Below are 24,104 nucleotides of genomic sequence, written 5' to 3'. Positions count from 1 at the left end.
TTCAAGCTGAACGATCCTGCGCAATAATGAGCCCCTTCCACCAGCAAGGACCGCTCATGACCGACCGCCTTCCCTGCCGCGCCTGCGGCCATCTCATTCTCCCGACCACGGCGGCGAGGAACGACGGACTGTGCATTCCCTGCAAGGGCGGCTACCGGCAGAACATCGAGGATGGCAAGCGTTTCCACACGGAGCGACGGCGCTACCTGGCGAGTCCGCAGGCGCTGTACTGGAGCGCGCTGGTGAATCGCGTCTACGATGGCCGCGAGGGATTCGCCGGGCTGTCGCCGGCCGAACGGAGCTACTACGCAGTGAGCGTGCTCAGCGGCGAAGTGCACAACGGCGGCTTCGACCAGTACTTCGGCAACTCCTCCGGCGACCAGTACCAGGCGGCGCGCGCGGGTCTTCGCGAATTGGAGGCGGAGGACGCCCTGGCCCTGCTGGAGCGAGCCGCCGCCCTGCTGTTCGGCGACGGTCCGGTGCCAGTCTCCCAGGCCGAACGCCAATTGCGCATGCCGACCTGGGCCGATGAACCCGACCGCGACTGCGAAGCGGCCCTGGATGCGCTGGACACGCGCTTCTACGCCCTGGCCGACGCGCTGGGCGAACGCCTGCTGGCCCATGCCCGCCACCATGCATTGTTCGCCCTGGACGAGCCCGATGAAGCCTGAATTGGATGCCCTAGAGGCCTGGCTCGGACGACCGCTGCCGGCTGCCTTCGTCGCCGCTCTGGAGCAGCACGGCGGCCGCCTCGTCGAGCCGGGCCTGCTGCTCTACGCCGCCGACGAGTTGCTGGAACGCAACCGGGCCTTCGAAACCTCTCTCTACTGCCCCGGCTACCTGGCCATAGGCGACGACAGCGGCGGCCGCGCCGTGGTGATGGCCCTGGACGATCACCGGCAGGCGCTGTTCCTGGTCGACCATGGCGCGATGACGCCGGACTGCTTCGAACCCCTGGCACCCAGCCTGGAGGCCTGGCTGGAAGCCGGGCCCTGCCTGCCCGAATGACGGAGAAACGCCCATGATTCCTTTCGGCCTCAGCCCCGAACAATTCCGCGAGCGCTACCGCCGCGACCTGCAACGCGCCGCGCCGGGCGTGATCCAGCGCCTGCGCGAGCTGCTCCGGCAACCCCTGGAGGAAGGACTGCGCGACGGCGAGATCCAACTGTTCCTCGGCGAGGACGGACGCGACGCAGCGGAAGCGTGGTTGTACCTGAATGGCGCCAGCAACCGGGTGGACGCCAGCGACCCGCGCCTGTTTCCCGGCAAGGCGCTGGACCTGGCGCTCGGCCTGGGACATGCCCCGGATTTCGACGAAGCCTATTTCGCCGACGGCTTCGGCGGCGTCGACCTGCTCGCCGATACGCTGCAAGCCTGGTTCGCCGAGTGCTGGTGGAAGGCCGGCGGCTGGGCCTGGCCGATCCCGCTATGGCTGCACGTACACGATGGCTTCGGCGACGGCCGTGGCATCGCCCTCACCGAACGCTGCTGAACAGGGAGACCACGCATGGAACTGATCCGCAACCTGGACGATGCGAACATGGGCGAAGTGTATTGGCGCCTGTACCGGCGCTACATCAGCCTGTTCATCGAGAACGAGGCCGACGACGCCTACGCCTGGCGCTGCGCCCGAGCCCTCGACGAACTGGATGACGCCGTGGTCGAGCGGCTTTGTGCCGCCAGCCTGCGCTACCGCGCCGCGCGCCTGGAGCGGCTGGGCGAGTCTGCGGAGGAAGTCGCGCCGGCGCGCGGGGTGCTGGAACGGATCGAACCGGGCGAGCTGATCGTGCCCGACCCGGAACAGGGCGACGAAGCGGTGATCCACCTGTCGCTGAACTGCGAATGGGACCGCGAACACGGTATGGAATGGATCGTCCGGGGCGGCGAGGTGCTCTATGTCGGCCCCTTCCACGGCGAAGACCCGTGGCGGGACTTCACCGTGAAGGAACCATGGAACTACGCCTGAGCAGGGGCCTCAACGCTTGGCGATGATGTACACCGCGTGGACGATGCCCGGGATGTAGCCGAGCAGGGTGAGCAGGATGTTCAGCCAGAAGGCGCCGCCGAAGCCGACTTGCAGGAACACGCCCAGCGGCGGCAGGAGGATGGCGATGAGGATGCGGATCAGGTCCATGAACGGAACTCCTTGGTCCAGGGTCGATACGGTGTCCGGCGCGTGAGCCGGCGTTTTTTCGCGTCACCCTATGACTGACTCCCGCCATTCGCGGAGGGTTCAACCGCAACGGTACTCGCCGCCTGTCACGCGCAGCGGTACGCTTGAGCCTACGCTCATGCGAGCGGACAACCCGCAAGGAACATCCATGTCCGACCTGCCCCCGCGTCCCGCCTTCTGGCCGTACCTGCCGGGCTACGCCCTGTTGCTGCTTTCGGTGCTGCTCTGCGCCAGCGGCAGCTACCGTTTCGTCACCCCGATGGCGCTCGCCGACGGCGTCGACCTGGTCTACCTCAGCCAGGGCCTGGCGCTGCTACCGCTGGGTACCGGGCTGGTCGGCCTGCTCGCGGCCTTCCTCCTGCATGTCCGCGGGCGCTGGCTCGGCGCGCTCCTGGCGCTGCTGCCGGCGGCGCTGATCTGCGCCTGGAACCTGTACAACTATGCCGCCCACGGCGACGAGGCGTTGTCGCCGAGTTTCGCCCAGTACACCCAGGCGCTGCTCGGCCTGCTGCTGCTCGGCGGCGTGCTGAGCCTGGTCGACCTGCTCCACGGCAGGCCCTCGACGCTGCTGCGCAAGGGCCTGCTGGGGCTGGGCTGGCTGGCCCTGGTGGCCTGGCTGGGGTTGCTGTTCTACCTGCAGCGCCTGTACGGCCTCACTTTTTGAACTGGTCGTAGGCTTCCAGCGCGCGCAGCGAATAGACATAGGCGGCGCCGGCATTCAGGGAGATGGCGGTAGCCAGGGTCTGGGCGATTTCCGCCTCGCTGGCGCCGGCCTTCAGCGCGGCCTCGGTGTGCACGCCGATGCAACCGTCGCAACGGGTGGTAATGGCCACGGCGATGGAGATCAGTTCGCGGGTCTTGGCATCCAGGGCGCCCTCGGCGCTGGCTTCCTCCAGCGCGCCATAGGCGGCGAGCATCTTCGGGTGTTGCTTGCCCAGGGCACCGAAGGCTTTTTTCACGGCGGGGACGAACTCGGTCCAGTTGTTCAGCATGGTGATATTCTCCGTTGCTTTCGCGCCGGGAGTGGCGCGTCGGGTTACCAGTCTCGACCAGTCTGGACCGCGCCGCCTGCCCATGCGTCTCTACTTTCGACCTGATCGGCTCATCCCATGGACCCACTCGACCGGCTCATCCAGCTCGCCAACCTGCAGGGCCGCCTCGACCAGCGCTGCCAGCTACAGGGCAGCTGGGCGCTGGAGCACCCGCAAGCGGTGCCCGGCGAGGCGACCTTCCATATCGTCATGGCCGGCACCTGCTATTGCGAATTCCTCGATGGCGGTCGCCTCGACCTGCATCCCGGCGACCTGATTCTGTTGCCACGCGGCACCCCGCACCTCCTGCGCAGCGACAGCCCGGCGCAACCCTGCGAACCCACCGTAGAGCACCGCGGCAGCATCCCGCTGTACCAGTTGAACGGCCCCGGCGAGGCCCTCGACATGCTTTGCGGCAGCTACCGCTATCACGCCGGCGCCAGCCTGTTCGGCGCGCTCCCCGAGCGCCTGCTGGTGCATATGGACGAGTCGACCCAGCAGCCCCTGCGCGCGCTGATCGGGTTGATGCGCGAGGAAGCCGAGAGCACCCGCAGCGGCGCCCGCTCGATCATCGACGCGCTGGCCACCGCGCTGTTCGCCCTGGCCCTGCGCGCCTACCTGGACCGCCAACCGCTGGGCGACGGCCTGTTCGGCCTGCTGGGCGACGCCCGCCTGGGACGAGCCCTGCGGGCCATGCTGGAACGCCCGGAGCATGCCTGGACCCTGGAACAGCTTGCCCAGCAGGCGGCGATGTCGCGGGCCAGTTTCGTCCGCGCCTTCTCCGCCCTCGGCGGGACCTCGCCGTGGAACCTGCTGACCCGCATCCGCATGGAAAAGGCCCGCGGTCTGCTGCGACAAACGCAGAAGAGCCTGCTGGATATCGCCGCCGAGACCGGCTACCAGTCGGAGGCGGCGTTTTCCCGCAATTTCCGCCAGGCCTTCGGCGAATCGCCGGGCCGTTTCCGCCGCCAGGCCGACTCCGCTCGCTGAAAGCGCTACCGGCGCACATTTCGGCGATCCGCTGCTATGCAATGTGAATGATTTTCGCAACATCCTGTACGAATTCACTGACAGTACGGCTACACTGTGCTTTCCCGGCAAGGAGGCGCGGGGGTACTTGTCGCGGCACCCACTCTCCCGCTTTACCAGTACGCCCAGGAGGCAAACATGGAATGGTTTCTGAAATGCGTGAAGGAACACTACTTCGACTTCAACGGGCGTGCCCGTCGCAAGGAATACTGGATGTTCACCCTGGTGAACATCATCATCTCCGTCGCGCTGAGCGTCGTGCTCGGCCTGATCAGTGAAAAGCTCCTGCCGATCGCCAATCTCTACTCGCTCGCCGTGCTGCTGCCGGCCCTGGGCGTCACCGCCCGGCGTCTGCACGACATCAACAAGAGCGGCTGGTGGATGCTGATCGCGCTGATCCCGATCGTCGGCCTGTACCTGATCTACCTGCTGGCCAAGGACAGCGACGCCGGCCAGAACCAGTACGGCCAGAACCCGAAAGGCATCGCCTGATTCCTTCCCGCCGGGCCGCACGGCCCGGCGTTCTCCCTCTCCCTGTTTCCCTTCCCGCCCCTGACCGGGGTTAGAATGCCTCGCTCCCACTCCGGCGCCCTGCGCCAACGCCCGCAGCGAGGTAGCCCATGCCCCATCCCATCGACGCACTGATTTCCGACTGCGACGGCGTCCTGGTCGACAGCGAGGTCATCGCCGAGCGCGTGATGTACGAGGCGCTCAGCGCCTACGCGCCGCTGGAGGAGCTGCAGCGCCTGCTGGAAGGCACCTTCGGCCTGACCAGCCGCGACATCCTCGATCGCGTCGAGAAGCACTTCGGCCTGCGCATCCCCGACAGCTTCAACCGCGAGGTGCGCCAGCGCAGCGAGGAGATGGTCGCCCAGGTCCAACCCATTCCCGGCGCACGCGAGGCGCTGCTGGCCCTGGATCTGCCCGTCGCGGTGGCCTCCAACAGCCGCCGCCACAGCCTGGAGCGCTCGCTGGCGCGCGCCGGGCTCAGCGAACTGATCGGCGAACGCCTGGCCAGCGCCGATATGGTCGCCCTGCCCAAGCCCGCACCCGACGTCTACCTGCACGCCGCCAGCCTGCTCGGCGTCGCCCCCGAGCGTTGCCTGGTGGTGGAAGACAGCAGCACCGGCACCCGCGCCGCCCTCGCCGCGGGGATGCGGGTGATCGGCTTCGTCGGCGCCGGGCACATTCCCGCCGGGCACGCCGAGGTACTGCGCGAGCTGGGCGCCATCGCCATCGTCGAGCACATGCGCGAACTGCCGGAGACCGTGGCGCGCCTGCGCCGCGAGAGCCGAGTGGCGCTGGGAACGCCGTAACCGGGCGTCAGAGACTCTTCCAGGTCAGGTACACCCGCAGGTCGAACTCCAGCTGGTGATAGTCCGGCAGCATGTACTGGCAGAGCTGGTAGAACGCCTTGTTGTGCTCGCTTTCCTTCAGGTGGGCGAGTTCGTGGACGACGATCATCCGCAGGAACTCCGGGGCGGCGTCCTTGAACAGGGAAGCCACGCGGATTTCCTTCTTCGCCTTGAGCTTGCCGCCCTGCACCCGCGAGATCGCGGTGTGCAGGCCGAGGGCGCGCTGGACCACGTCGAGCTTGTTGTCGTAGAGCACCTTGTCCAGGCCCGGCGCGTTGCGCAGGTGTTCCTGCTTGAGGTTCATGGTGTAGGCGTACAGCGCCTTGTCGCTCTGCACATCGTGACGCCCCGGGTAGCGGCGCTCGAGGTACTCGCCCAGGCGGTTCTCGGCGATCAGCTGGCGGACCTGGTCCTGCAGCGATGCGGGATAGGCCTGGAGGTACTTGAGGGGGATCATGCACGGGTCCGGCGGTTCGCGGAAAACGCCCAGTGTACCGCGTCGGGAGCTCCGGCGGCCGACCGCCGCTTCGGGTAATATGCGCGCCGTTTCCGATGAGCGGAGTGGGACAGTGGCAAGTACAGATGTGCTGATCGTTGGCGCCGGGGCGGCCGGGCTGATGTGTGCGATGACGGCGGCCGGGCGCGGGCGCCGCGTGCGGGTACTCGACCACGCCAACAAGGCCGGCAAGAAGATCCTCATGTCCGGCGGCGGGCGCTGCAATTTCACCAACCTGTACACCGAGCCGGCCAACTTCCTTTCGCGCAACCCGCACTTCTGCAAGTCGGCGCTGGCCCGCTACACCCAGTGGGACTTCATCGGCCTGGTGGCCAAGCACCAGGTGCCGTACCACGAGAAGAAACTCGGCCAGCTGTTCTGCGACAACAAGTCCAGCGACATCCTCGAGATGCTGCTGCGCGAATGCGCCGAGGCCGGAGCGGAAATCCTGCTGGACACCTCGATCGAAGAGATCGCCCGCGACGACGCCGGCTACCGCCTGCGTACCAGCGCCGGCGAGATGCGCTGCGAGTCGCTGGTGATCGCCAGCGGCGGCCTGTCGATCCCGACCCTCGGCGCCAGCGGTTTCGGCTACCAGGTGGCGCGCCAGTTCGGCCACGAGGTGCTGCCGACCCGCGCCGGGCTGGTGCCGTTCACCATCACCGACCAGTTGAAGGAGCTGTGTGCCGAGCTTTCCGGCACCTCCGTGGATTGCCGGGTGAGCTGCAACGGCCAGGCGTTCCGCGAGAACCTGCTGTTCACCCATCGCGGCCTCAGCGGCCCGGCGATGTTGCAGATTTCCTCCTACTGGCAACCGGGCGATACCCTGGAAATCGACCTGCTGCCGGACCACGACGCCAACGAATGGCTGGCGCAGCAACAGCGCGAGCGTCCCAACAGCGAGCTGAAGACTTTGCTCGCCGAGCTATTCACCAAGAAGCTCGCCGGACTGCTGGCCGACCGCTGGTTCGTCTCCAAGCCGATGAAGCAGTACACCCCGGCCGAACTGGCGGGTATCGCCGGGCAGCTTTCGGCCTGGCGGGTCACGCCCTCGGGCACCGAGGGCTACCGCACCGCGGAAGTGACCCTGGGCGGGGTGAGCACCGACGAAGTGTCGTCGAAGACCATGGAGTCGCAGCGCTCGCCGGGGCTGTATTTCGTCGGCGAAGTACTGGACGTCAGCGGCCACCTCGGCGGCTTCAACTTCCAGTGGGCCTGGGCCTCGGGTTATGCGGCGGGGCAGTACGCCTAGCGCGCCTCGGCCAGATAGGCCTCGGTGCGATAGGGCAGCGCTACCTGCTCCCTCCCCTTGAGCGCCGGATGGCTGGCGACCAGCTCGCGCAATTGCGCCGCCACGGCGTTCTTTTCCGTCTCCGGCAAGGCGGCGATGAAGCTCACCGAAAGGAAGCGCGAGACGATCACCTGCTCCGGCGGGCCGACATGCTCGTAGGCGAAGGTGGACAAGCGCAGCGGTCCGAAGGGCGCGCGCTCGAACGGCCGACGCCAGTCGCCCTTGTAGAAGCGCGGCGCGTCGCCTTCGTAGGGGGTGATGATGCGAGTGATCTCGGCGACCCAATCCAGCGACTCGTCACGCACGTTCCACACCAGCCCCAGCCTGCCTTCCGCCGTCAGCACGCGGCGCATTTCCTCCAGCGCCTCCACGGTGGCGAACCAATGGAAGGCCTGTGCGCACACCAGGGCGTCGGCGAAGCCGTTGGCCAGCGGAATCGACTGGGCGCTACCGGCCAGCGCCTGGACCTGCGGCAAGGCTTCGGCAAGCTGGGCGCGCATCGCATCCACCGGTTCCACCGCGACCACTCGCGCGCCGGTACGGGCCAGCAGGCGGGTGAACTTGCCGGTGCCGGCGCCGAGGTCCACCGCGACGGTCTGCGGACGCAGGCCAAGGGCATCGCGCAACCAGTCGGAGAGCGCTTCCGGATACTCGGGCCGGCCCTGGGCGTAACGCTGGGCCTCGGCGCTGAAACCTTGCTGGGCGGCGCTGTGTACGGACGACATGAGGGACCTCCTGGGCGGCAGGGAAAGCCCGAGGTATAGCACAGCGGTTTTCCCACGAATTCCAGACGAACGGTTCAAAGCCTTGCGCGGCGTGGCTCGCAGCCATTGGTCAGGGGCTTCGTGGACCTCTCGGGGAAGAGGCTATTGTCGATCCGAAGGCCCACCCGACGACCAGGGTAAAAGCATCCCGGCACACGCCGGCGTCCCCCGCCACAACCAGGAGTCAGCCATGAGCAGCGAAGTCAGCGCCATCCGCCAATTGATCGAAGACTGGCGAGCCGCCGTCCGCGCCAGCGACGTTCCGCGCATCGTCTCGTACTACGCGGAGGACATCGTCGCCTTCGACGCCATCCTGCAATTGCAATTCAAGGGGCGCGACGCCTACCAGAAGCACTGGCAGGCCTGCACCGAGATGTGCAAAGGACCGATGACCTTCGATATCGCCGAACTGCAGATCCATGCCGACCCGCAGGTCGCCTTCGCCCACTACCTCTGCCACTGCGGCGGCACCGGCCCGGACGGCCAGCCGCACTCCTCGTGGATGCGGGTCAGCGCCGGCTACCGCAAGCACGGCGACGGCTGGAAGGTGATCCACGAGCATTTCTCGGCGCCGTTCGACATGGACGGCAAGGCGCTGTTCGACCTGCAGCCCTGACTCAGCGCCGCGCGGCGGTCGCCGCCGGGTCGACGCAGCGTTTCACTGCGCGAGGACTGAGCAGCGAGCAAGGCTTGCCGACCAGGTAGCTGCGGTAGACCTTCAGCAGCATAGCCTGGCTGTAGCGGCAACCCTTGCCGCTCTTGCGCAGGCAGGGGCTCTCGAACTCGAAGCGACCGTTGACCGGCTCGGCCAGCTGGATGCGCAACGCCGGCCAGGTGGAGCGTTGCGGCGCCGGCGGGGTTTCCAGTTGGCGGCCGTCGCGCACCACCAGTTCGCCGCCGGCCTCTGCATAGTCGAAGACGAACAGCAGGGTGCGCGAAGTCTTGGTCGTGCAGTCGCTGCGCGCCAGGCAATCCTGCGGGTCGGCGGGATCGCGCGCTACGCTCGGCGACGCGGCCTCCTCGACGTCGCGGGACGGCGCGTGCAGGCCAGCGCAACCGGCCAGCAGCAGGAACGGCAGGGTAAGGAGCCAGCGGCGCATCGGATTTCCCCGGGGCGGATGTGCAAGAGCCCCGACCAGCGGGGCTCCCGTTCGAACGAAGGCGCTTAGTTGACCTTCGGATCCAGCTCGCCGCGAGCGTAGCGCTGGAACATGCCTTCCAGGGAGATCGGCTTGATCTTGGAAGCGTTGCCGGCGGTGCCGAAGGCTTCGTAGCGAGCGATGCAGATGTCGCGCATGGCCTCGACGGTCTTGGAGAAGTACTTGCGCGGGTCGAACTCGCTCGGGTTCTGCGCCAGGAAGCGGCGGATGGCACCGGTGGAGGCCAGGCGCAGGTCGGTGTCGATGTTCACCTTGCGCACGCCGTACTTGATGCCCTCGACGATTTCCTCGACCGGCACGCCGTAGGTCTCTTTGATCTCGCCGCCGTACTCGTTGATGATCGCCAGCCAGTCCTGCGGTACCGAGGAAGAGCCGTGCATCACCAGGTGGGTGTCCGGGATGCGCGCGTGGATTTCCTTGATGCGCTGGATCGACAGGGTGTCCCCGGTCGGCGGCTTGGTGAACTTGTAGGCGCCGTGGCTGGTGCCGATGGCGATGGCCAGGGCGTCGACCTTGGTCTTCTTCACGAAGTCGGCGGCTTCTTCCGGATCGGTCAGCAACTGGCTGTGGTCCAGCACGCCTTCCGCGCCGACGCCGTCTTCCTCGCCGGCCATGCCGGTTTCCAGGGAACCCAGGCAGCCCAGCTCGCCTTCCACGGACACGCCGCAGGCATGGGCGAACGCCACGGTCTGCTGGGTCACACGGACGTTGTAGTCGTAGTCGGCAGGGGTCTTGCCGTCTTCACGCAGGGAGCCGTCCATCATCACCGAGCTGAAGCCCAGCTGGATGGAACGCTGGCAGACGTCGGGACTGGTGCCGTGATCCTGGTGCATGACCACCGGGATGTGCGGGAATTCTTCGATCGCGGCGAGGATCAGGTGGCGCAGGAAGGGCGCGCCGGCGTATTTGCGAGCACCGGCGGAAGCCTGGACGATCACGGGCGAATCGGTCTTGTCGGCCGCTTCCATGATGGCGCGCATCTGCTCGAGGTTGTTGACGTTGAAGGCCGGCACGCCGTAGCCGAATTCGGCGGCGTGATCCAGCATCTGGCGCATGCTGATGAGTGCCATGGTTCTCGTATCTCCCAATCGCGGGGTCGTTCAGTGATTCAGAAGCCTGCCGCAGGGGCAGGCCCGGTTCAAGTTCCTTGCGAGGAGCGGTCGCGGCGCCGCGCCCCTGCCGGCGCGACTCAGCGCGCCTTGCAACCGCGACCGATGAGGTCGTCGGTTTCGACCCAGTACACCAGGCCTTCGTCGTTCTCCAGGTGGAAGCCCAGGCGTCCGTCGCTATAGAAAGCGCCGACGGCCGCAGGTTCCTGCTCCAAGTGGTGGACCACGTCGTCCTCGTCCTTCAGGCGCAGGTCGACGATGTTCTTGCTGCCATCGATATAGCGCCATTCGATCACCGCCTTGCTGTCGCAGGTCCAGCGGGTCCAGTCCTTGCCGCCCGGCTTGCCGGAGGAAGCGGAGCAGCCGGCCAGCAGCGCCGCGGCGGCGAAGCCGCCGAACAGGGCGATACGCGAGTAGTTCATGTCCATCCTCCATCCGTGCGGAACGCTCCGCCGCACCTCGCCGGGCCGCAAGCGGCCCGCGCGGCGGCCGGCTGGCCTTGCCTGTCACAGGAAAGGCGCAATGCTACTGCGTACGCTGGCGAATCCCCAGCCCTTTCCGTAGAAACTGGCAGAAAAGCACTACGGGCATTCCACCGGCTTTTGTCCGGCGGTCGGATCGCCGCTGCTCTGCTGCTCGACCCGCTGGCGGTTCTGCTCGGTCGGCACCATCACGTCCGGCGGACTGATCACCTCGCAGGTGCTCGGGCGTCGACCGCCATCGCCGCTACAGGCGGCCAGGCCCAGGCAGAACATCAGGAGTGGCAAGGTTACGGAACGCATGGGGCACCTCCTTTTTTCGTCGTCCTCAAAGGTGTGACCCCCGAGGACGGCGAATGGTTTGCCCCGTCTGCGTCAGCCCTTGGCGCGCTGCTCCAGGATTTCCACGGCCGGCAGGACCTTGCCCTCGACGAACTCGAGGAACGCGCCGCCACCGGTGGAAATATAGGAGATCCGCTCGGCGATGCCGTACTTGTCGATCGCCGCCAGGGTATCGCCGCCGCCGGCGATGGAGAACGCCGCGCTATCGGCGATGGCATTGGCCAGGGTACGGGTGCCCTCGCCGAACTGGTCGAACTCGAACACCCCGACCGGACCGTTCCACAGGATGGTCTTCGAGGTCTTCAGCAGCTCGGCGAACTGCGCGGCGGTCTGCGGGCCGATGTCGAGGATCATGTCGTCGTCGGCGACCTCGGCGATGGCCTTGACGGTCGCCACGGCGCTCTCGGCGAATTCCTTGGCCACCACCACGTCCACCGGCAGTGGCACCTTGACCTTGGCGGCGATGGCCTTGGCGGTCTCGATCAGGTCGGCCTCGTACAGCGACTTGCCGACCTTGTGTCCGGCCGCGGCGAGGAAGGTGTTGGCGATGCCGCCGCCGACGATCAGTTGGTCGCAGATGCCGGCCAGGCTGTTCAGCACGTCGAGCTTGGTGGAAACCTTGGAGCCGGCGACGATCGCCGCCATCGGCCGCGCCGGGTTGCCCAGCGCCTTGCCCAGCGCGTCCAGTTCGACGGCCAGCAGCGGGCCGGCGGCGGCGACCTTGGCGAACCTGGCCACGCCGTGGGTCGACCCCTCGGCGCGGTGGGCGGTACCGAAGGCATCCATCACGAACACGTCGCACAGTGCGGCGTACTTCTGCGCCAGCTCGTCAGCGTTCTTCTTCTCGCCCTTGTTGAAGCGCACGTTCTCGAACAGCACCAGGTCGCCCGCCTTGACCTCGACGCCGTCGAGGTAGTCGGCCAGCAGCGGCACTTCGCGGCCCAGGGCCTTGGACAGGTACTCGGCCACCGGCTTCAGGCTGTTCTCGGCGGAGAACTCGCCCTCGGTCGGACGGCCCAGGTGCGAGCAGACCATCACCGCCGCGCCCTTCTCCAGGGCCAGCTTGAGGGTCGGCAGGGCGGCCTTGATCCGTGCATCGCTCTGCACCTGGCCGTCCTTCACGGGCACGTTGAGGTCCTCGCGGATCAGCACGCGCTTACCTTTGAGGTCGAGGTCAGTCATCTTCAACACGGTCATGACAATCAGTCCTTGGGTACTTGTTGATCAGGCACGGCGGCGCGCAGGTAGTGTCCGGCGACGTCGAGCATACGGTTGGCGAATCCCCATTCGTTGTCGAACCAGGCCAGCAAGTTGACCAGGCGAGGCCCGGAAACGCGGGTCTGGCTGCCATCGACGATGGCCGAATGGGGGTCGTGGTTGAAATCGCAACTGGCGTGCGGCAGCTCGGTATAAGCCAGCAGTCCGCGCAGCGGGCCGCTTTCGGCAGCCTCGCGAAGCACCCGGTTGATCTCGGCGGCGGAGGTGTCGCGGGAAGTCTGCAGGGTGATGTCCAGCGCCGAGACGTTCACCGTGGGCACGCGTATGGCTTTGGCCTGGATGCGCCCGGCAAGTTCCGGCAACAGGCGTTCGATGCCGCGCGCCAGACCGGTGGACACCGGGATCACCGACTGGAACGCCGAACGGGTACGGCGCAGGTCCTCATGGTGGTAGGCGTCGATCACCGGCTGGTCGTTCATCGCCGAGTGGATGGTGGTGATCGACACGTATTCCAGGCCGATAGCCTCGTTCAGCAGCTTGAGCAGCGGCACCCCGCAATTGGTCGTGCAGGAGGCGTTGGAGACCAGCGTTTCGCGGCCGCTGAGGTCCTGCTGGTTGACCCCATAGACGATGGTGGCGTCGATGTCCGCCTCGCTCGCCATCGGCTGCGAGAACAGCACCCGCGGCGCGCCGGCGCGGAGGAAACGCTCGGCCTGGGCGCGGTTGGTGTACTGGCCGGAGCACTCCAGCACCAGGTCGACCCGCAGCGCCTGCCAGTCGATGGCCTCCGGAGTCGGGCTACGCAGCACCTTCACGCAATCGCCGTTGATGTGCAGGCAGTCGCCGTCGACCTTCACTTCGCCGGGAAAGCGGCCATGGGTGGAGTCGAAGCGGGTCAGGTACTCGACGCTGGCCTGGTCGGCCAGGTCGTTCAGCGCGACGATCTCGAAGCCCAGTTGCTCCGGGCGCTCGTGCAGCGCGCGCAGGACGCAGCGGCCGATACGGCCATAGCCATTGAGCGCGACGCGAAAAGGCGGGGTGGACATCGGCAGGGATAGCTCCGGCAAGGGGCCAGTGAAAGGCGCCAATTATGCGGGGGATGGGCCCGCCTGGGAACCGTCCGCGACCCGCGCGGCGCGGCGTGCGCCGCGGCGACGGCTCGCGTGCAGGCGCTGAAACGATTCATGCGACACCTGGCTGGCGCGACCGCGTTCCGTTGTGCAAGGCTCGCCCGCATCCACCGACCGCCAGGAGCGCCAGATGCCCCGCTTCGCCGCCAACCTCAGCATGCTCTACCCCCGCCACGACTTCCTCGAACGCTTCGCCGCCGCCGCCGCGGACGGCTTCGAGGGCGTGGAGTACCTGTTCCCCTATGCCTACCCTGCGGCCGAACTGAAGGCCCGGCTGGACGACCACGGCCTGCGCCAGGTGCTGTTCAATGCCGCACCCGGCGACTGGGACAAGGGCGAGCGCGGCCTGGCCAGCCTGCCGGGGCGCGAGGCCGAATTCCGCCGCGCCATCGCCCAGGCCATCGACTATGCCCAGGTCCTCGGCAACCGCCACATCCATGTCATGGCCGGACTGCTACCGGCCGGCGCCGACCGCATCCGCCACCGCGAGACCTACCTCGACAACCTCGCCCATGCCGCCCGCGAGGCCGCCGGCGCCGGGCTGACGGTGCTCATAGAGCCGATCAACAACCGCGACATGCCGGGCTTCTTCCTCACCCGCCAGGACGACGCCCAGGCCATCTGCCGCGAGGTCGGCGCGGACAACCTGCAGGTACAGTTCGACTGCTACCACTGCCAGATCGTCGAGGGCGACCTGGCCACCACCCTGCGTCGCGACATCGGCAATATCGGCCACGTCCAGATCGCCGGGGTACCCGACCGCCACGAGCCGGATGACGACAACGAAGTGAACTACCCCTACCTGTTCGAGCTACTCGACCGGCTCGGCTACCAGGGCTGGATCGGCTGCGAGTACCGTCCGCGCGGCGACACCTCGGCAGGCCTGGAATGGCTGCGGCGCTGGCGCGCTACTCGACGCGACGGATGATCGGCTCCAGCGCGTCCAGACGCTCGCGGGCGGCCAGCCAGTCGCGCACTTCCGCGCACCACTGTTCTTCCTTCAGCACCGCGCGGGCACGGGTCAGCACTCGCGGCCAGGGACGGTCGTCGAACAGGCGCAGCAGCACCTGGTTGAGCTGTTCGCTATCCAGCGGCCGGCGTCCACGGCGCACCGGCGCGTCGACCCGCTGCGCCAGCGATTGCAGCACCCGTTCGCGCTGCGCCGTATCCACCGGCATCGGCTGCTCGTCGTAGGCACAGAGCACCAGGATCTCCGGCGCGACGTTCTCCAGCAGGCCGGCGCGCAGCCGGCAGTGGCCATCGAGGATCACGCAGGCATCCAGGCAGTTCAGGCGCAGCGCCAGCACCGGCGGCAGCTCGCCTTCGCGGGCCTTCTTGCGCCACCACTTGACCCGCCCCTCGTCATCCTCGACCCGGCGCAGGGCGATCAGGGCGTCGTTGTCGCGCCCCCACCAGTCGAGCCACTGCACCCAGTCGTCGTCGAGGACCTTCTCCAGGCTGTAGAAGCGCCAGTCCGGCAACAGTGCGTCGCGCCCGACGCTGCGGTAGCGCCAGCGTTCCAGCACCCGTTCGCGCGGATCGTGGCTCTGCGGTGGCTGCCAGGCGGGCACCTGCTCGGCGAGCGACAGGCGCAGCAACCAGCGCCCGGCCTCCAGGCAACTGCCCGGGCTGGTACGCAGGGTCTCGACGAAATAGCGGCTCCAGGCCTTGTAGCGGGCCTCGCCGCGCAGGCCGCGCAACGCTTCCAGGGTCGGCGAGTCGATGGGCGGCACGCTGGCCTGCGCCGGGCTCGCCGCGACCAGGCTCTTCACCAGCCAGATGCCATCGTGGTACGGCAACTGGGTGGCCCAGAGCAGCGGCTGATCGCCACGCATCAGGCGAATGCGGGCCTGGCCGCCGGATTGCAGATGAAGGAAAGAGGGCGCCCGATGGGCGCCCTCCACCTGGACCGCGAGGCCCAGCCATTCGCCATTGGCGGGGCTTTCGAGGTCCCGCCAGTAGAGCGTGTGCATCAGTCTTCCAGCAGCTCCTCGGCCACCGCCAGGACGTTGTCCAGGGTGAAGCCGAAGTGCTCGAACAGCGCCGGGGCCGGCGCCGACTCGCCGAAGCTGGTCATGCCGATGATGCGCCCGTCGAGACCGACGTACTTGTACCAGTAGTCGGCATGGGCGGCCTCGATGGCGATGCGCGCGCCGACTTCCACCGGCAGCACGGACTGCTTGTAGGACTCGTCCTGCTGCTCGTAGACGCTGGTGCATGGCATCGATACCACACGGACCTTGCGGCCCTGCTCGCTGAGCTCGTCGTAGGCCTGCACGGCCAGGCCGACTTCCGAACCGGTGGCGATCAGGATCAGTTCCGGCTCGCCTTCGCAGTCCTTCAGCACGTAGCCGCCGCGGGCGATGTCGGCCACCTGGGCGACGTCGCGCGCCTGGTGCGGCAGGTTCTGGCGAGAGAAGATCAGCGCGGACGGACCGTCGGCACGCTCGATGGCATGCTTCCAGGCCACCGCCGACTCGACCGCGTCGGCCGGGCGCCAGGTGTCCAGGTTCGGGGTCAGGCGCAGGCTGGCCAGTTGTTCGATCGGCTGGTGGGTCGGGCCGTCCTCGCCGAGGCCGATGGAGTCGTGGGTGAACACGTAGAGCACGCGCTGCTTCATCAGTGCGGACATGCGCACGGCGTTGCGCGCGTATTCCATGAAGATCAGGAAGGTCGCACCGTAGGGAATGAAACCGCCGTGCAGGGCGACGCCATTCATGATCGCGCTCATGCCGAATTCGCGCACGCCGTAGAACACGTAGTTGCCGGCAGCGTCGTCGGCGCTGACGCCCTTGCAGCCCTTCCACAGGGTCAGGTTGGAGCCGGCCAGGTCGGCGGAACCGCCGAGCAGCTCCGGCAGCAGCGGGCCGAAAGCGTTCAGCGCGTTCTGGCTGGCCTTGCGGCTGGCGATGGTCTCACCCTTGTTGGCAACATCGGCGACGTAGGCCGCGGCCTTCTCGGCGAAGTCGGCCGGCAGCTCGCCCTTCAGGCGGCGCAGCAATTCGGCGGCCAGTTCCGGATGGGCAGCCTGGTAGGCGGCGAAACGCTTGTTCCACTCGGCTTCCTGGGCGGCGCCGGTTTCCTTGGCGTCCCACTCGGCGTAGATCTGCGCCGGGATCTCGAACGGAGCGTGCTCCCAGCCCAGCGCGGCGCGGGTCGCGGCGATCTCGTCGGCGCCCAGCGGCGCGCCGTGGCACTCTTCCTTGCCCTGCTTGTTCGGCGAGCCGAAACCGATCACGGTCTTGCAGCAGATCAGGGTCGGCTGGTCGCTCTTGCGCGCGGTATCGATGGCGGTCTTGATCTCGTCGGCGTCATGCCCGTCGACGTTGCGGATCACTTGCCAGCCATAGGCCTCGAAGCGCTTCGGGGTGTCGTCGGTGAACCAGCCGTGGACTTCGCCGTCGATGGAAATGCCGTTGTCGTCGTAGAAGGCGATCAGCTTGTTCAGGCGCAGGGTGCCGGCCAGCGAGGCGACCTCATGGGAAATGCCTTCCATCATGCAGCCGTCGCCGAGGAAGGCGTAGGTGTAGTGGTCGACCACCGCGTGGCCGTCGCGGTTGAACTGGGCGGCCAGGACCTTCTCCGCCAGCGCCATGCCCACCGCATTGGCGATGCCCTGGCCGAGCGGACCGGTGGTGGTCTCGACGCCGGCGGTGTAGCCGTACTCCGGGTGGCCCGGGGTGCGCGAGTTGAGCTGGCGGAAGTTCTTCAGGTCCTCGATGCCGAGGTCGTACCCGGTGAGGTGCAGCAGGGAGTAGATCAGCATCGAGCCGTGGCCGTTGGACAGCACGAAGCGGTCGCGGTTGGCCCACTGCGGGTTGCTCGGGTTGTGCTGCATGTAGTCGCGCCAGAGGACCTCGGCGATATCGGCCATGCCCATCGGGGCGCCCGGGTGGCCGCTGTTGGCTTTCTGCACGGCATCCATGCTCAGTGCACGGATGGCATTGGCTCGCTCACGACGGCTGGGCATCGCAATTCTCCTACGGGGGTTGCTGGTCGGAAGACCAGGAGTGAAAAAAAGGGCGCCATTTTCGCCCACCGAAGGCCCAAGGGGCAATGACAGATCGGCAGGGGGACAGTATGTCGCTGCCGACCGGTTTTGCCAGAAGCCTGGCGCAGCCGGATTGCAATTGCGCGACGGCCACCCGTCATCAATATCAAAAATTTTTGATACAGGCATTGCCGGGGTTCGGACCCGGTACTAGACTGCGCCTCCATGAGCCTTCGCGTGCCTTCGATACGACCAGACGACTACGACCCGCTCGCCGCGCTGTGCAAGGCGGCTGGCGACTCGCTGCGACTGAATGTGTTGCGCGCCCTGGCCAACGATTCGTTCGGCGTGCTGGAGCTGGCGCAGATCTTCGCCATCGGCCAGTCGGGCATGAGCCACCACCTCAAGGTGCTGGCCCAGGCCGGGCTGGTGGCGACGCGCCGCGAGGGCAACGCGATCTTCTACCGACGTTCGCTGCCCCTGGCCGAACGCACCGGCGGCGCGCTGCACGCGGCGCTGCTGGAGGAAGTGGACGAACGGGCGCTACCCGACGACGTGCGGGCGCGGATCGATGCCGTGCACGCCCAGCGCGCGGCGGTCAGCCAGGACTTCTTCGCCCGCGCGGCGGACAAATTCCAGGCCCAGCAGGACCTGATCGCAGGACTGCCGCAATACCGTGAGAGCGTGTTGGCCTTGCTCGACGCACTGGCCTTCGCCCCCGGCGCCACGGCGCTGGAGGTCGGCCCGGGGGACGGCGGATTCCTGCCGGAACTCGCCAGGCGTTTCCGCCAGGTCACGGCGCTGGACAACAGCGCGGCGATGCTGGAACTGGCGCGCCAGCGCTGCAAGGAAGAAGGATTGGGCAACGTCCGCCTGGAATTGGCCGATGCCCTGCAGGACGCCGCCGAACCGGCCGATTGCGTGGTGCTGAACATGGTCCTGCACCACTTCGCCGCGCCGGCGGAGGCGCTGAAACAGTTGGCCCGCCTGGTCCATCCGGGCGGCAGCCTGCTGGTGACGGACTTGTGCCGGCACAACCAGGGCTGGGCCAGGGAGGCCTGCGGCGACCTCTGGTTGGGTTTCGAACAGGAGGACCTGGCCCAGTGGGCCGACGCCGCAGGGCTCACGCCCGGCGAGAGTCTTTACATTGGTTTACGCAATGGCTTCCAGATCCAGGTCCGGCACTTCGCCAGGGATGCATCCGAAAGCCGCCTCACCCACCGGTAATGTAGGAACCGATTGATGAGCGAATATTCCGTTTTCACCTCCGAGTCCGTGTCCGAAGGCCATCCGGACAAGATCGCGGACCAGATCTCCGACGCGGTGCTGGACGCCATCATCGCCAAGGACAAGTACGCTCGCGTGGCATGCGAAACCCTGGTCAAGACCGGCGTGGCGATCATCGCCGGTGAAGTCACCACCTCCGCCTGGGTCGACCTGGAAGAGCTGGTGCGCAAGGTCATCATCGACATCGGCTACGACAGCTCCGACGTCGGCTTCGATGGTGCCACCTGCGGCGTGCTGAACATCATCGGCAAGCAGTCGGTGGACATCAACCAGGGCGTCGACCGGGCCAAGCCGGAAGACCAGGGCGCCGGCGACCAGGGCCTGATGTTCGGCTACGCCAGCAACGAGACCGACGTGCTGATGCCGGCGCCGATCTGTTTCTCCCACCGCCTGGTCGAGCGCCAGGCCGAGGCGCGCAAGTCCGGCCTGCTGCCATGGCTGCGCCCGGACGCCAAGTCCCAGGTGACCTGCCGCTACGAAGGCGGCAAGGTGGTCGGCATCGATGCGGTGGTGCTGTCCACCCAGCACAACCCGGAAGTCTCCTATAACGACCTGCGCGACGGCGTGATGGAGCTGATCATCAAGCAGGTGCTGCCGGCCGAGCTGCTGCACAAGGACACCCAGTTCCACATCAACCCGACCGGCAACTTCGTGATCGGCGGCCCGGTCGGCGACTGCGGCCTGACCGGACGCAAGATCATCGTCGACTCCTACGGCGGCATGGCCCGCCACGGCGGCGGCGCGTTCTCCGGCAAGGACCCGTCCAAGGTCGACCGCTCCGCCGCCTACGCCGGCCGCTACGTGGCGAAGAACATCGTCGCCGCCGGCCTCGCCGAGCGTTGCGAGATCCAGGTTTCCTACGCCATCGGCGTGGCCCAGCCGACCTCGATCTCGATCAACACCTTCGGTACCGGCAAGGTCAGCGACGAGAAGATCGTGCAACTGGTCCGCGAGCACTTCGACCTGCGCCCGTACGCGATCACCAAGATGCTCGACCTGCTCCACCCGATGTACCAGCCGACCGCGGCCTACGGCCACTTCGGTCGTCATCCGTTCGAGCTGACCGTGGACGGCGATACCTTCACCGCGTTCACCTGGGAGAAGACCGACAAGGCCGCTCTCCTGCGCGACGCCGCCGGCCTCTGAGCGACCGCGCGATGAAAAAGCCCCGCTTCGGCGGGGCTTTTTCCTTTCCGGCAGGCTCAGCGCATGCGGAAGGCTTCCTGGTGGAACAGCCGCAGCGGCATGCCCTGCCGGCGCAGATCGCGGCGCAGGCTGTCGGCCAGCCCCTGCGGACCGCAGAACCAGACGCTCGGCCAGCGTCCTTCGGCGCTCTTCAGCACGCCCAGTTGCGCCGCCTGCGGCTTGCCCTGCTCGTCGCTATAGCGGATGTGCAGGGTCACGCTGGGCAGGTGTTCGCAAAGCTCGCGCAAGCGCCCGGCGAACAGCGCTTCCTGGGAATTGCGCACGCAATAGTGCAGCTCCACCGATGGCGCGCTTTCCGGCACGGCCTGCAGCGACTCCAGCCAGGCGATGAACGGCGTCACGCCGATCCCGGCGGCGACCCAGACCTGCCGCCCGGCCAGGCCACGGCGGAAGTCGAAGCAGCCGTATGGCCCCTCCACCTCGACCCTGGCGCCGACCTCCAGGTTGTCCTGCAGGCGCCGGGTGTAGTCGCCCAACGCCTTGATGCTGAAGCGCACCTCGCCGCAGCCGCGGTCGGCGCTGGCGATGGTGAACGGATGGGCACCCTCCAGGCGGTCGCAGGTGAGAAAGGCGAACTGCCCGGCCCTGTGCGACCAGTCGCCCTGCAGCCGGCAGGTCACCTCGAGCAGGCTTTCGCCGTGCCGCTCGACGGCGGTGACCACGCCCGCATGGCGACGCGTGCGACCGATCCGCCCGCTCAGAGACAACAGTGCGCAGGCCGAACCGAGCAGTGCGCAGGCCGCCACCAGCCAACCGGCCGGCTGGCTCCAGTAGCTGGCCGGGGCGAGCACCACGGAATGGAAGGCCAGTACCAGGTAGACCAGGGCCAACGCCTTGTGCACATAACGCCAGAGGTGATACGGGAAGCGCTGCCAGAGAGTGATCAGCAGCATCCCGCCGAGAATCCACGCCGACCATTCACCCAACTCCTTGGCCGAGCCACGGAAGACATCGAGGAAGGTTTCCACCCGCGGGCCTTTCACCGGTTTGCCGACGATATCCGCCAGCCAGGGGCCGGCCAACTCCAGCAGGTAGTGCAACAGGCCGAGGACGATGGCCAGGATGCCCGCCCACTTGTGCAGGCGGTACATGCGGTCGAGCCCGTCCAGCGGCTTCTCCAGCCAGACCGGACGCACCGCCAGCAGCATGATCAACGACATCAGGGCGAAGGACGCTACCCCGGTAAGCAGGATCGCCTGCTTGCGCACCACCCAGATATCCAGGCTCGCCGGCGGATCGACGGCCAGCGTCAGGCCCCAGGCCGCCAGCGCGGCGGCGAGAACTCCCCATAACAGTTTCATTGGCACCACTCCCCGACAGAACGCGCGAATCGCTGGAATGAACCCTGCGCGTCCAGTCTTAATTGTCCCTTAACTTCATGGGGGAATTAGCGAGGCCAGCGAGGTTTTCCCGCACAGCCATGACCTGCGTCAATCGTTGTCGGCCTTCAACCCCGGGGTGGGCGGAGCTATGCTGGTCCGCCGCGCCTACCGCCGAGCCGTGCCATGAAGATCCGCCTGCTGTCCGACCTCCACCACGAACATTTCGACGGGCGACGCCAACTGCCAGAGCTCGAGGCCGACGTGGTGGTGCTGGCCGGCGATATCCACAGCCACCTGGAAGGCCTGCACTGGGCCCGCGAGACCTTCGCCGACAGCGAGATCGTCTACGTCGCCGGCAACCATGAGTTCTACTCCTCGGAAATGACCGACCTGACCCAGGCGATGCGCAATATCGCCCGGGCGCTGGAGATCCACTTCCTGGAAAACGACGAAGCGCGGATCGGCCCGGCGCGCTTCCTCGGCGCCACCCTGTGGACCGACTTCCAGCTCTATGGCGCGGACGGCTATGCGCCCGCCCATGAGCTGGCCCTACAATCGATGCCGGACTTCAGCTGCATCGACTGGTTCGGTGGCGACTTCACCCCCGAGCAGAGCATCGCCCTGCACCAGGCCTCGCGCGACTGGCTCGCCGAACAGCTGGCGCGGCCCCACGACGGCCCGACGCTGGTGGTCAGCCACCACGCGCCCAGTGCGCTGTCGATCCCGCCGCAGTTCGTCGGCAACCCACTGTCGCCAGCCTTCGCTTCCAACCTCGACGAACTGGTGGCGCAGGCCGACTACTGGCTGCACGGTCACGTCCACGACGCCCTCGACTACCGCATCGGCCGGGCACGGGTGCTGGCCAATCCGGGCGGCTATCCCCACGAGAGAGGCGGGTTCCGTCCGGAATTCGTCTTCGAGGTCTGAGCCTCAGCGCGGCAACTGGCTGAAGAAGCGCCAGATTTCCACTGGCGCGTCCAGTTCCGGGTCGCTCTTGCCGAGAATCCGCGGGAAGCGATAGTCCGGCTGCGCCAGCACGTGGCCGCCGCCATGCACGCTGAGCAGCTCCACCGGCGGATGGCCGTCTTCCTGCCAGCGCTGTCGCTCGGTCCAGACCGGGCCGGGACGGGTCAGCGGCGCCACGTCCGGCGGCGCTGCGATGCCGTTCAGGCCGGCCCACCAGCGTGCCGAGTCCAGGGTCGAGCGTACCGCGCCCCGGTCGCCGAAGCCGAACAGGCTGACCTTGCCGCCGAGATAGGGATTGATCGGATCGCGCGTGCCGTTGATCAGCAACGCCGCGGTCGGCCGCTCGACCGGCCGACAGGCATCGTTCCCCGTGGTCGGCAGGCTCGCCGCCACCGCTGCGATCGCCGCCGGCAACCCCGGCGCTTCGGCGGCCAGGCGGAAAGCCATCTGGCCGCCATTGGAGTAGCCGGCGACATATACCCGCTGCGAATCGACGCGGTATTCCTGGGCCAGCCGCGCCACCAGCGCGCGGAGGAAAGCCACGTCATCGACGTCACGCAGCCGCGCCGAATAGCTGGCGGCCTTGCGGCAATCGTTCCAGTGGCCCTCGAAGCCGTCCGGGTAGGCCACCAGGAAACCTTCTTGCGCCGCCAGCCGGTCGAAGCCGTAGCCGCTGATGCGGCGCATCTGCGCGCCGTCGCCCCGTGAGCCGTGCAGCACCACCAGCAACGGCGCTCCCTCGGACACGCCCGGCGGCACGTAGAGCAGGTAATGCCGGCGCAGGCCCGCGACCTTCAGACTCGAGTCCTCGCTGTGGCCGGCCAGCGCGGGGGGGCGCAGGGCCTCGTCCTGCAACCACCACCAGGCGCCGGCGAGCAGCGCCAGGACCAGCAGCAGGATAAGCGTGCGAACCAGGCGGATCAGCGTACGCATCGCGGTTCTCCCGTTCTCGGTGTCTTCGGACAACGTTAGGCCGGGTTGTGCCGGAATGCCCGAACCATGGCCCTTCTCCAGAGACCCCGGGGCGGCGTACTTTGCTCCCGGACAACCACAACCGTGCCGTTTGCTGGCACACTTGCGCCTTTGTCACGCCGGCTGCCGCCTGCCTCATCCGCCTGCCAGGACGCTCGGCCGAGCCGTCGTCCGGCAACCGCACCGGCCGTTCGATCAAGGAGCCAACCGATGTCCATTCGTCCTTCACTGCCGCTGGCCGGGCTGCTGCTCGCCGTCGCCCTGCCGCTCTCTGCCGCCCAGCCGGGCGCCGCCAAAGGCGCCCCACTCAGCGGTTGCGCCGCCAAGCAGGCCGCCATCGAGGCGAAGCTGGAAACGGCCCGCTCGTTCGCCAACGAAGGCCAGGTGGCCGGCTTGGAAAAGGCCCTCTCCGAGGTCAAGGAACACTGCACCGAAGCCGGCCTGCTGAGGGAGAACAAGCAGAAGGTGATCGACAGCGAGCGCGAGGTCAGCGAACGCGAGAAGGATTTGCGCAAGGCCATGGGCAAGGGCGATCCGGAGAAGATCGAGAAACGCAAGGCCAAGCTGGCCGAGGCCCGCGCCGAACTGGAAGAGGCCAAGAAAGGCCTGGAACAGGCCCAGGCGCAGTAGGACACCAGGTACCGCCCTACGCCTCGCGCCTCCCACGCAAGGCGTATGACGCCCATGGTGTTATCCGCCATCCGCGCCGCAGCGGGACACCAGGTGCCGCCCAGCGCTGCCGCAACGGCGGATGAGCGCCAGCGCTCATTCGCCCTACCCCTC

Annotated in this window: 29 protein-coding genes; 15 read left to right on the top strand and 14 right to left on the bottom strand. The window is 67.5% G+C overall.

Features of this window, described 5'->3' with window-relative positions; genetic code table 11:
* Positions 1 to 56 precede the first annotated feature (56 nt).
* From JHD77_RS05740 to JHD77_RS05725, 4 genes are read left to right on the top strand one after another with little or no spacing between them, the layout of a single operon-like run.
* Positions 57 to 671, top strand: coding sequence for a DMP19 family protein (locus tag JHD77_RS05740; RefSeq protein ID WP_023105711.1), 615 nt, complete (start codon positions 57 to 59; stop codon positions 669 to 671).
* The gene (locus JHD77_RS05735) at positions 661 to 1,008 is read left to right on the top strand and encodes an SMI1/KNR4 family protein (RefSeq protein WP_003113222.1); all 348 of its coding nucleotides are present in this window, start codon (positions 661 to 663) and stop codon (positions 1,006 to 1,008) included. The genes JHD77_RS05740 and JHD77_RS05735 overlap by 11 nt, the downstream gene beginning before the upstream one ends.
* A 13-nt stretch (positions 1,009 to 1,021) precedes the next feature.
* On the top strand, positions 1,022 to 1,492 hold the full coding sequence (locus JHD77_RS05730) for a hypothetical protein (protein WP_003099612.1): 471 nt from the start codon (positions 1,022 to 1,024) through the stop codon (positions 1,490 to 1,492).
* A gap of 15 nt (positions 1,493 to 1,507) precedes the next feature.
* Positions 1,508 to 1,966: a DUF6985 domain-containing protein gene (locus tag JHD77_RS05725; protein WP_003084991.1), complete on the top strand. Its 459-nt coding sequence runs from the start codon at positions 1,508 to 1,510 to the stop codon at positions 1,964 to 1,966.
* A gap of 9 nt (positions 1,967 to 1,975) precedes the next feature.
* On the opposite strand, the gene JHD77_RS05720 is transcribed toward JHD77_RS05725, so the two are convergent.
* Complete coding sequence (locus JHD77_RS05720; RefSeq protein WP_003084988.1) at positions 1,976 to 2,134, bottom strand: YqaE/Pmp3 family membrane protein; 159 nt, start codon at positions 2,132 to 2,134, stop codon at positions 1,976 to 1,978.
* A 187-nt stretch (positions 2,135 to 2,321) separates the two neighbouring features.
* On the opposite strand from JHD77_RS05720, the gene JHD77_RS05715 reads away from it, so the two are divergent.
* Positions 2,322 to 2,837, top strand: coding sequence for a hypothetical protein (locus tag JHD77_RS05715; protein ID WP_003160856.1), 516 nt, complete (start codon positions 2,322 to 2,324; stop codon positions 2,835 to 2,837).
* Here JHD77_RS05715 and JHD77_RS05710 read toward each other — a convergent pair.
* Positions 2,827 to 3,165: a carboxymuconolactone decarboxylase family protein gene (locus JHD77_RS05710; protein WP_003084980.1), complete on the bottom strand. Its 339-nt coding sequence runs from the start codon at positions 3,163 to 3,165 to the stop codon at positions 2,827 to 2,829. The two genes, JHD77_RS05715 and JHD77_RS05710, sit on opposite strands and share 11 nt — an antisense overlap.
* 117 nt (positions 3,166 to 3,282) lie before the next feature.
* Here JHD77_RS05710 and JHD77_RS05705 point away from each other — a divergent pair, with 117 nt between their 5' ends.
* The 3 genes from JHD77_RS05705 (at position 3,283) to JHD77_RS05695 (ending at position 5,549) form a co-directional block, all read left to right on the top strand.
* Positions 3,283 to 4,194: an AraC family transcriptional regulator gene (locus JHD77_RS05705; RefSeq protein WP_003113225.1), complete on the top strand. Its 912-nt coding sequence runs from the start codon at positions 3,283 to 3,285 to the stop codon at positions 4,192 to 4,194.
* A 177-nt stretch (positions 4,195 to 4,371) separates the two neighbouring features.
* Positions 4,372 to 4,725 carry a DUF805 domain-containing protein gene (locus JHD77_RS05700; protein WP_003084974.1) on the top strand — a complete coding sequence of 118 codons (354 nt, stop codon included), beginning with the start codon at positions 4,372 to 4,374 and terminating at the stop codon, positions 4,723 to 4,725.
* Positions 4,726 to 4,853: 128 nt separating this feature from the next.
* Positions 4,854 to 5,549: an HAD family hydrolase gene (locus tag JHD77_RS05695; RefSeq protein WP_003084972.1), complete on the top strand. Its 696-nt coding sequence runs from the start codon at positions 4,854 to 4,856 to the stop codon at positions 5,547 to 5,549.
* A gap of 7 nt (positions 5,550 to 5,556) precedes the next feature.
* On the opposite strand, the gene JHD77_RS05690 is transcribed toward JHD77_RS05695, so the two are convergent.
* The gene (locus JHD77_RS05690) at positions 5,557 to 6,045 is read right to left on the bottom strand and encodes a M48 metallopeptidase family protein (RefSeq protein WP_003084971.1); all 489 of its coding nucleotides are present in this window, start codon (positions 6,043 to 6,045) and stop codon (positions 5,557 to 5,559) included.
* Between the two features lie 112 nt (positions 6,046 to 6,157).
* On the opposite strand from JHD77_RS05690, the gene JHD77_RS05685 reads away from it, so the two are divergent.
* Positions 6,158 to 7,336 (top strand): NAD(P)/FAD-dependent oxidoreductase, encoded by a 1,179-nt coding sequence (locus tag JHD77_RS05685; protein WP_003117945.1) that lies wholly within the window; start codon positions 6,158 to 6,160, stop codon positions 7,334 to 7,336.
* Here the strand turns inward: JHD77_RS05685 and JHD77_RS05680 are convergent.
* On the bottom strand, positions 7,333 to 8,100 hold the full coding sequence (locus tag JHD77_RS05680) for a class I SAM-dependent methyltransferase (RefSeq protein WP_003101607.1): 768 nt from the start codon (positions 8,098 to 8,100) through the stop codon (positions 7,333 to 7,335). The genes JHD77_RS05685 and JHD77_RS05680 overlap by 4 nt on opposite strands.
* Before the next feature lie 229 nt (positions 8,101 to 8,329).
* On the opposite strand from JHD77_RS05680, the gene JHD77_RS05675 reads away from it, so the two are divergent.
* On the top strand, positions 8,330 to 8,755 hold the full coding sequence (locus JHD77_RS05675; RefSeq protein WP_003101606.1) for a YybH family protein: 426 nt from the start codon (positions 8,330 to 8,332) through the stop codon (positions 8,753 to 8,755).
* Between the two features lies 1 nt (position 8,756).
* Here JHD77_RS05675 and JHD77_RS05670 read toward each other — a convergent pair whose 3' ends face one another.
* The 6 genes from JHD77_RS05670 to epd all read right to left on the bottom strand — a co-directional run bounded on the left by JHD77_RS05670 (position 8,757) and on the right by epd (position 13,493).
* A complete protein-coding gene (locus tag JHD77_RS05670; protein ID WP_003113228.1) occupies positions 8,757 to 9,239 on the bottom strand; it encodes a hypothetical protein in 483 nt (160 codons plus the stop codon).
* Between the two features lie 65 nt (positions 9,240 to 9,304).
* Positions 9,305 to 10,369 (bottom strand): class II fructose-bisphosphate aldolase, encoded by a 1,065-nt coding sequence (gene fba / locus JHD77_RS05665; RefSeq protein WP_003084964.1) that lies wholly within the window; start codon positions 10,367 to 10,369, stop codon positions 9,305 to 9,307.
* Positions 10,370 to 10,488: 119 nt separating this feature from the next.
* A complete protein-coding gene (locus JHD77_RS05660) occupies positions 10,489 to 10,830 on the bottom strand; it encodes an MliC family protein (RefSeq protein ID WP_003113229.1) in 342 nt (113 codons plus the stop codon).
* A 159-nt stretch (positions 10,831 to 10,989) separates the two neighbouring features.
* On the bottom strand, positions 10,990 to 11,190 hold the full coding sequence (locus JHD77_RS05655) for a hypothetical protein (protein ID WP_003084961.1): 201 nt from the start codon (positions 11,188 to 11,190) through the stop codon (positions 10,990 to 10,992).
* A 72-nt stretch (positions 11,191 to 11,262) separates the two neighbouring features.
* Positions 11,263 to 12,426: a phosphoglycerate kinase gene (locus tag JHD77_RS05650; protein WP_023105713.1), complete on the bottom strand. Its 1,164-nt coding sequence runs from the start codon at positions 12,424 to 12,426 to the stop codon at positions 11,263 to 11,265.
* 5 nt (positions 12,427 to 12,431) lie between these two features.
* Positions 12,432 to 13,493 (bottom strand): erythrose-4-phosphate dehydrogenase, encoded by a 1,062-nt coding sequence (gene epd / locus JHD77_RS05645; protein WP_003084958.1) that lies wholly within the window; start codon positions 13,491 to 13,493, stop codon positions 12,432 to 12,434.
* 214 nt (positions 13,494 to 13,707) lie between these two features.
* On the opposite strand from epd, the gene otnI reads away from it, so the two are divergent.
* Positions 13,708 to 14,505: a 2-oxo-tetronate isomerase gene (gene otnI / locus JHD77_RS05640; RefSeq protein ID WP_003113230.1), complete on the top strand. Its 798-nt coding sequence runs from the start codon at positions 13,708 to 13,710 to the stop codon at positions 14,503 to 14,505.
* Here otnI and JHD77_RS05635 read toward each other — a convergent pair.
* Positions 14,486 to 15,550 carry a hypothetical protein gene (locus tag JHD77_RS05635; RefSeq protein ID WP_003101600.1) on the bottom strand — a complete coding sequence of 355 codons (1,065 nt, stop codon included), beginning with the start codon at positions 15,548 to 15,550 and terminating at the stop codon, positions 14,486 to 14,488. The two genes, otnI and JHD77_RS05635, sit on opposite strands and share 20 nt — an antisense overlap.
* Positions 15,550 to 17,547: a transketolase gene (gene tkt / locus JHD77_RS05630; RefSeq protein ID WP_031756019.1), complete on the bottom strand. Its 1,998-nt coding sequence runs from the start codon at positions 17,545 to 17,547 to the stop codon at positions 15,550 to 15,552. Before tkt ends, JHD77_RS05635 begins: the two co-directional genes overlap by 1 nt.
* 246 nt (positions 17,548 to 17,793) lie before the next feature.
* Here tkt and JHD77_RS05625 point away from each other — a divergent pair, with 246 nt between their 5' ends.
* Positions 17,794 to 18,795 carry an ArsR/SmtB family transcription factor gene (locus tag JHD77_RS05625; protein WP_003113231.1) on the top strand — a complete coding sequence of 334 codons (1,002 nt, stop codon included), beginning with the start codon at positions 17,794 to 17,796 and terminating at the stop codon, positions 18,793 to 18,795.
* 15 nt (positions 18,796 to 18,810) lie between these two features.
* Positions 18,811 to 20,001, top strand: a complete 1,191-nt coding sequence (metK, locus tag JHD77_RS05620; RefSeq protein ID WP_003084948.1) for a methionine adenosyltransferase — start codon at positions 18,811 to 18,813, stop codon at positions 19,999 to 20,001.
* Between the two features lie 56 nt (positions 20,002 to 20,057).
* On the opposite strand, the gene JHD77_RS05615 is transcribed toward metK, so the two are convergent.
* Entirely contained in the window at positions 20,058 to 21,362 is a 1,305-nt protein-coding gene (locus tag JHD77_RS05615; RefSeq protein WP_031756021.1) for a ferredoxin reductase family protein, read from the bottom strand.
* A 204-nt stretch (positions 21,363 to 21,566) separates the two neighbouring features.
* Here JHD77_RS05615 and JHD77_RS05610 point away from each other — a divergent pair, with 204 nt between their 5' ends.
* Positions 21,567 to 22,310, top strand: a complete 744-nt coding sequence (locus tag JHD77_RS05610; RefSeq protein ID WP_023089506.1) for a metallophosphoesterase — start codon at positions 21,567 to 21,569, stop codon at positions 22,308 to 22,310.
* Positions 22,311 to 22,313: 3 nt separating this feature from the next.
* Here JHD77_RS05610 and JHD77_RS05605 read toward each other — a convergent pair whose 3' ends face one another.
* On the bottom strand, positions 22,314 to 23,282 hold the full coding sequence (locus JHD77_RS05605) for an alpha/beta hydrolase family esterase (RefSeq protein ID WP_003101591.1): 969 nt from the start codon (positions 23,280 to 23,282) through the stop codon (positions 22,314 to 22,316).
* 249 nt (positions 23,283 to 23,531) lie between these two features.
* Between JHD77_RS05605 and JHD77_RS05600 the strand changes: the two genes are divergently transcribed.
* Complete coding sequence (locus tag JHD77_RS05600) at positions 23,532 to 23,951, top strand: DUF1090 domain-containing protein (RefSeq protein WP_003101589.1); 420 nt, start codon at positions 23,532 to 23,534, stop codon at positions 23,949 to 23,951.
* The last annotated feature ends 153 nt before the right edge of the window (positions 23,952 to 24,104 follow it).

Origin of the sequence: Pseudomonas sp. P20, assembly GCF_016463925.1 — a bacterium.
GTDB lineage: Bacteria > Pseudomonadota > Gammaproteobacteria > Pseudomonadales > Pseudomonadaceae > Pseudomonas > Pseudomonas aeruginosa.
The sequence above is the reverse complement of the archived record's forward strand: the minus strand, read 5'-3'. Positions and strand labels throughout refer to the sequence as shown.

What these genes read in the sequence shown, in the direction of transcription:
- JHD77_RS05660 (WP_003113229.1), bottom strand. Translation starts at nt 10,830, where the DNA reads ATGAACTACTCGCGTATCGCCCTGTTCGGCGGCTTCGCCGCCGCGGCG.
- JHD77_RS05710 (WP_003084980.1), bottom strand. Translation starts at nt 3,165, where the DNA reads ATGCTGAACAACTGGACCGAGTTCGTCCCCGCCGTGAAAAAAGCCTTC.
- fba (WP_003084964.1), bottom strand. Translation starts at nt 10,369, where the DNA reads ATGGCACTCATCAGCATGCGCCAGATGCTGGATCACGCCGCCGAATTC.
- JHD77_RS05600 (WP_003101589.1), top strand. Translation starts at nt 23,532, where the DNA reads ATGTCCATTCGTCCTTCACTGCCGCTGGCCGGGCTGCTGCTCGCCGTC.
- JHD77_RS05655 (WP_003084961.1), bottom strand. Translation starts at nt 11,190, where the DNA reads ATGCGTTCCGTAACCTTGCCACTCCTGATGTTCTGCCTGGGCCTGGCC.
- JHD77_RS05635 (WP_003101600.1), bottom strand. Translation starts at nt 15,550, where the DNA reads ATGCACACGCTCTACTGGCGGGACCTCGAAAGCCCCGCCAATGGCGAA.
- JHD77_RS05705 (WP_003113225.1), top strand. Translation starts at nt 3,283, where the DNA reads ATGGACCCACTCGACCGGCTCATCCAGCTCGCCAACCTGCAGGGCCGC.
- metK (WP_003084948.1), top strand. Translation starts at nt 18,811, where the DNA reads ATGAGCGAATATTCCGTTTTCACCTCCGAGTCCGTGTCCGAAGGCCAT.
- tkt (WP_031756019.1), bottom strand. Translation starts at nt 17,547, where the DNA reads ATGCCCAGCCGTCGTGAGCGAGCCAATGCCATCCGTGCACTGAGCATG.
- JHD77_RS05680 (WP_003101607.1), bottom strand. Translation starts at nt 8,100, where the DNA reads ATGTCGTCCGTACACAGCGCCGCCCAGCAAGGTTTCAGCGCCGAGGCC.
- JHD77_RS05730 (WP_003099612.1), top strand. Translation starts at nt 1,022, where the DNA reads ATGATTCCTTTCGGCCTCAGCCCCGAACAATTCCGCGAGCGCTACCGC.
- JHD77_RS05610 (WP_023089506.1), top strand. Translation starts at nt 21,567, where the DNA reads ATGAAGATCCGCCTGCTGTCCGACCTCCACCACGAACATTTCGACGGG.
- JHD77_RS05735 (WP_003113222.1), top strand. Translation starts at nt 661, where the DNA reads ATGAAGCCTGAATTGGATGCCCTAGAGGCCTGGCTCGGACGACCGCTG.
- JHD77_RS05670 (WP_003113228.1), bottom strand. Translation starts at nt 9,239, where the DNA reads ATGCGCCGCTGGCTCCTTACCCTGCCGTTCCTGCTGCTGGCCGGTTGC.
- JHD77_RS05725 (WP_003084991.1), top strand. Translation starts at nt 1,508, where the DNA reads ATGGAACTGATCCGCAACCTGGACGATGCGAACATGGGCGAAGTGTAT.
- JHD77_RS05615 (WP_031756021.1), bottom strand. Translation starts at nt 21,362, where the DNA reads ATGAAACTGTTATGGGGAGTTCTCGCCGCCGCGCTGGCGGCCTGGGGC.
- JHD77_RS05625 (WP_003113231.1), top strand. Translation starts at nt 17,794, where the DNA reads ATGAGCCTTCGCGTGCCTTCGATACGACCAGACGACTACGACCCGCTC.
- JHD77_RS05675 (WP_003101606.1), top strand. Translation starts at nt 8,330, where the DNA reads ATGAGCAGCGAAGTCAGCGCCATCCGCCAATTGATCGAAGACTGGCGA.
- epd (WP_003084958.1), bottom strand. Translation starts at nt 13,493, where the DNA reads ATGTCCACCCCGCCTTTTCGCGTCGCGCTCAATGGCTATGGCCGTATC.
- JHD77_RS05715 (WP_003160856.1), top strand. Translation starts at nt 2,322, where the DNA reads ATGTCCGACCTGCCCCCGCGTCCCGCCTTCTGGCCGTACCTGCCGGGC.
- JHD77_RS05690 (WP_003084971.1), bottom strand. Translation starts at nt 6,045, where the DNA reads ATGATCCCCCTCAAGTACCTCCAGGCCTATCCCGCATCGCTGCAGGAC.
- JHD77_RS05695 (WP_003084972.1), top strand. Translation starts at nt 4,854, where the DNA reads ATGCCCCATCCCATCGACGCACTGATTTCCGACTGCGACGGCGTCCTG.
- JHD77_RS05605 (WP_003101591.1), bottom strand. Translation starts at nt 23,282, where the DNA reads ATGCGTACGCTGATCCGCCTGGTTCGCACGCTTATCCTGCTGCTGGTC.
- otnI (WP_003113230.1), top strand. Translation starts at nt 13,708, where the DNA reads ATGCCCCGCTTCGCCGCCAACCTCAGCATGCTCTACCCCCGCCACGAC.
- JHD77_RS05650 (WP_023105713.1), bottom strand. Translation starts at nt 12,426, where the DNA reads ATGACCGTGTTGAAGATGACTGACCTCGACCTCAAAGGTAAGCGCGTG.
- JHD77_RS05700 (WP_003084974.1), top strand. Translation starts at nt 4,372, where the DNA reads ATGGAATGGTTTCTGAAATGCGTGAAGGAACACTACTTCGACTTCAAC.
- JHD77_RS05740 (WP_023105711.1), top strand. Translation starts at nt 57, where the DNA reads ATGACCGACCGCCTTCCCTGCCGCGCCTGCGGCCATCTCATTCTCCCG.
- JHD77_RS05720 (WP_003084988.1), bottom strand. Translation starts at nt 2,134, where the DNA reads ATGGACCTGATCCGCATCCTCATCGCCATCCTCCTGCCGCCGCTGGGC.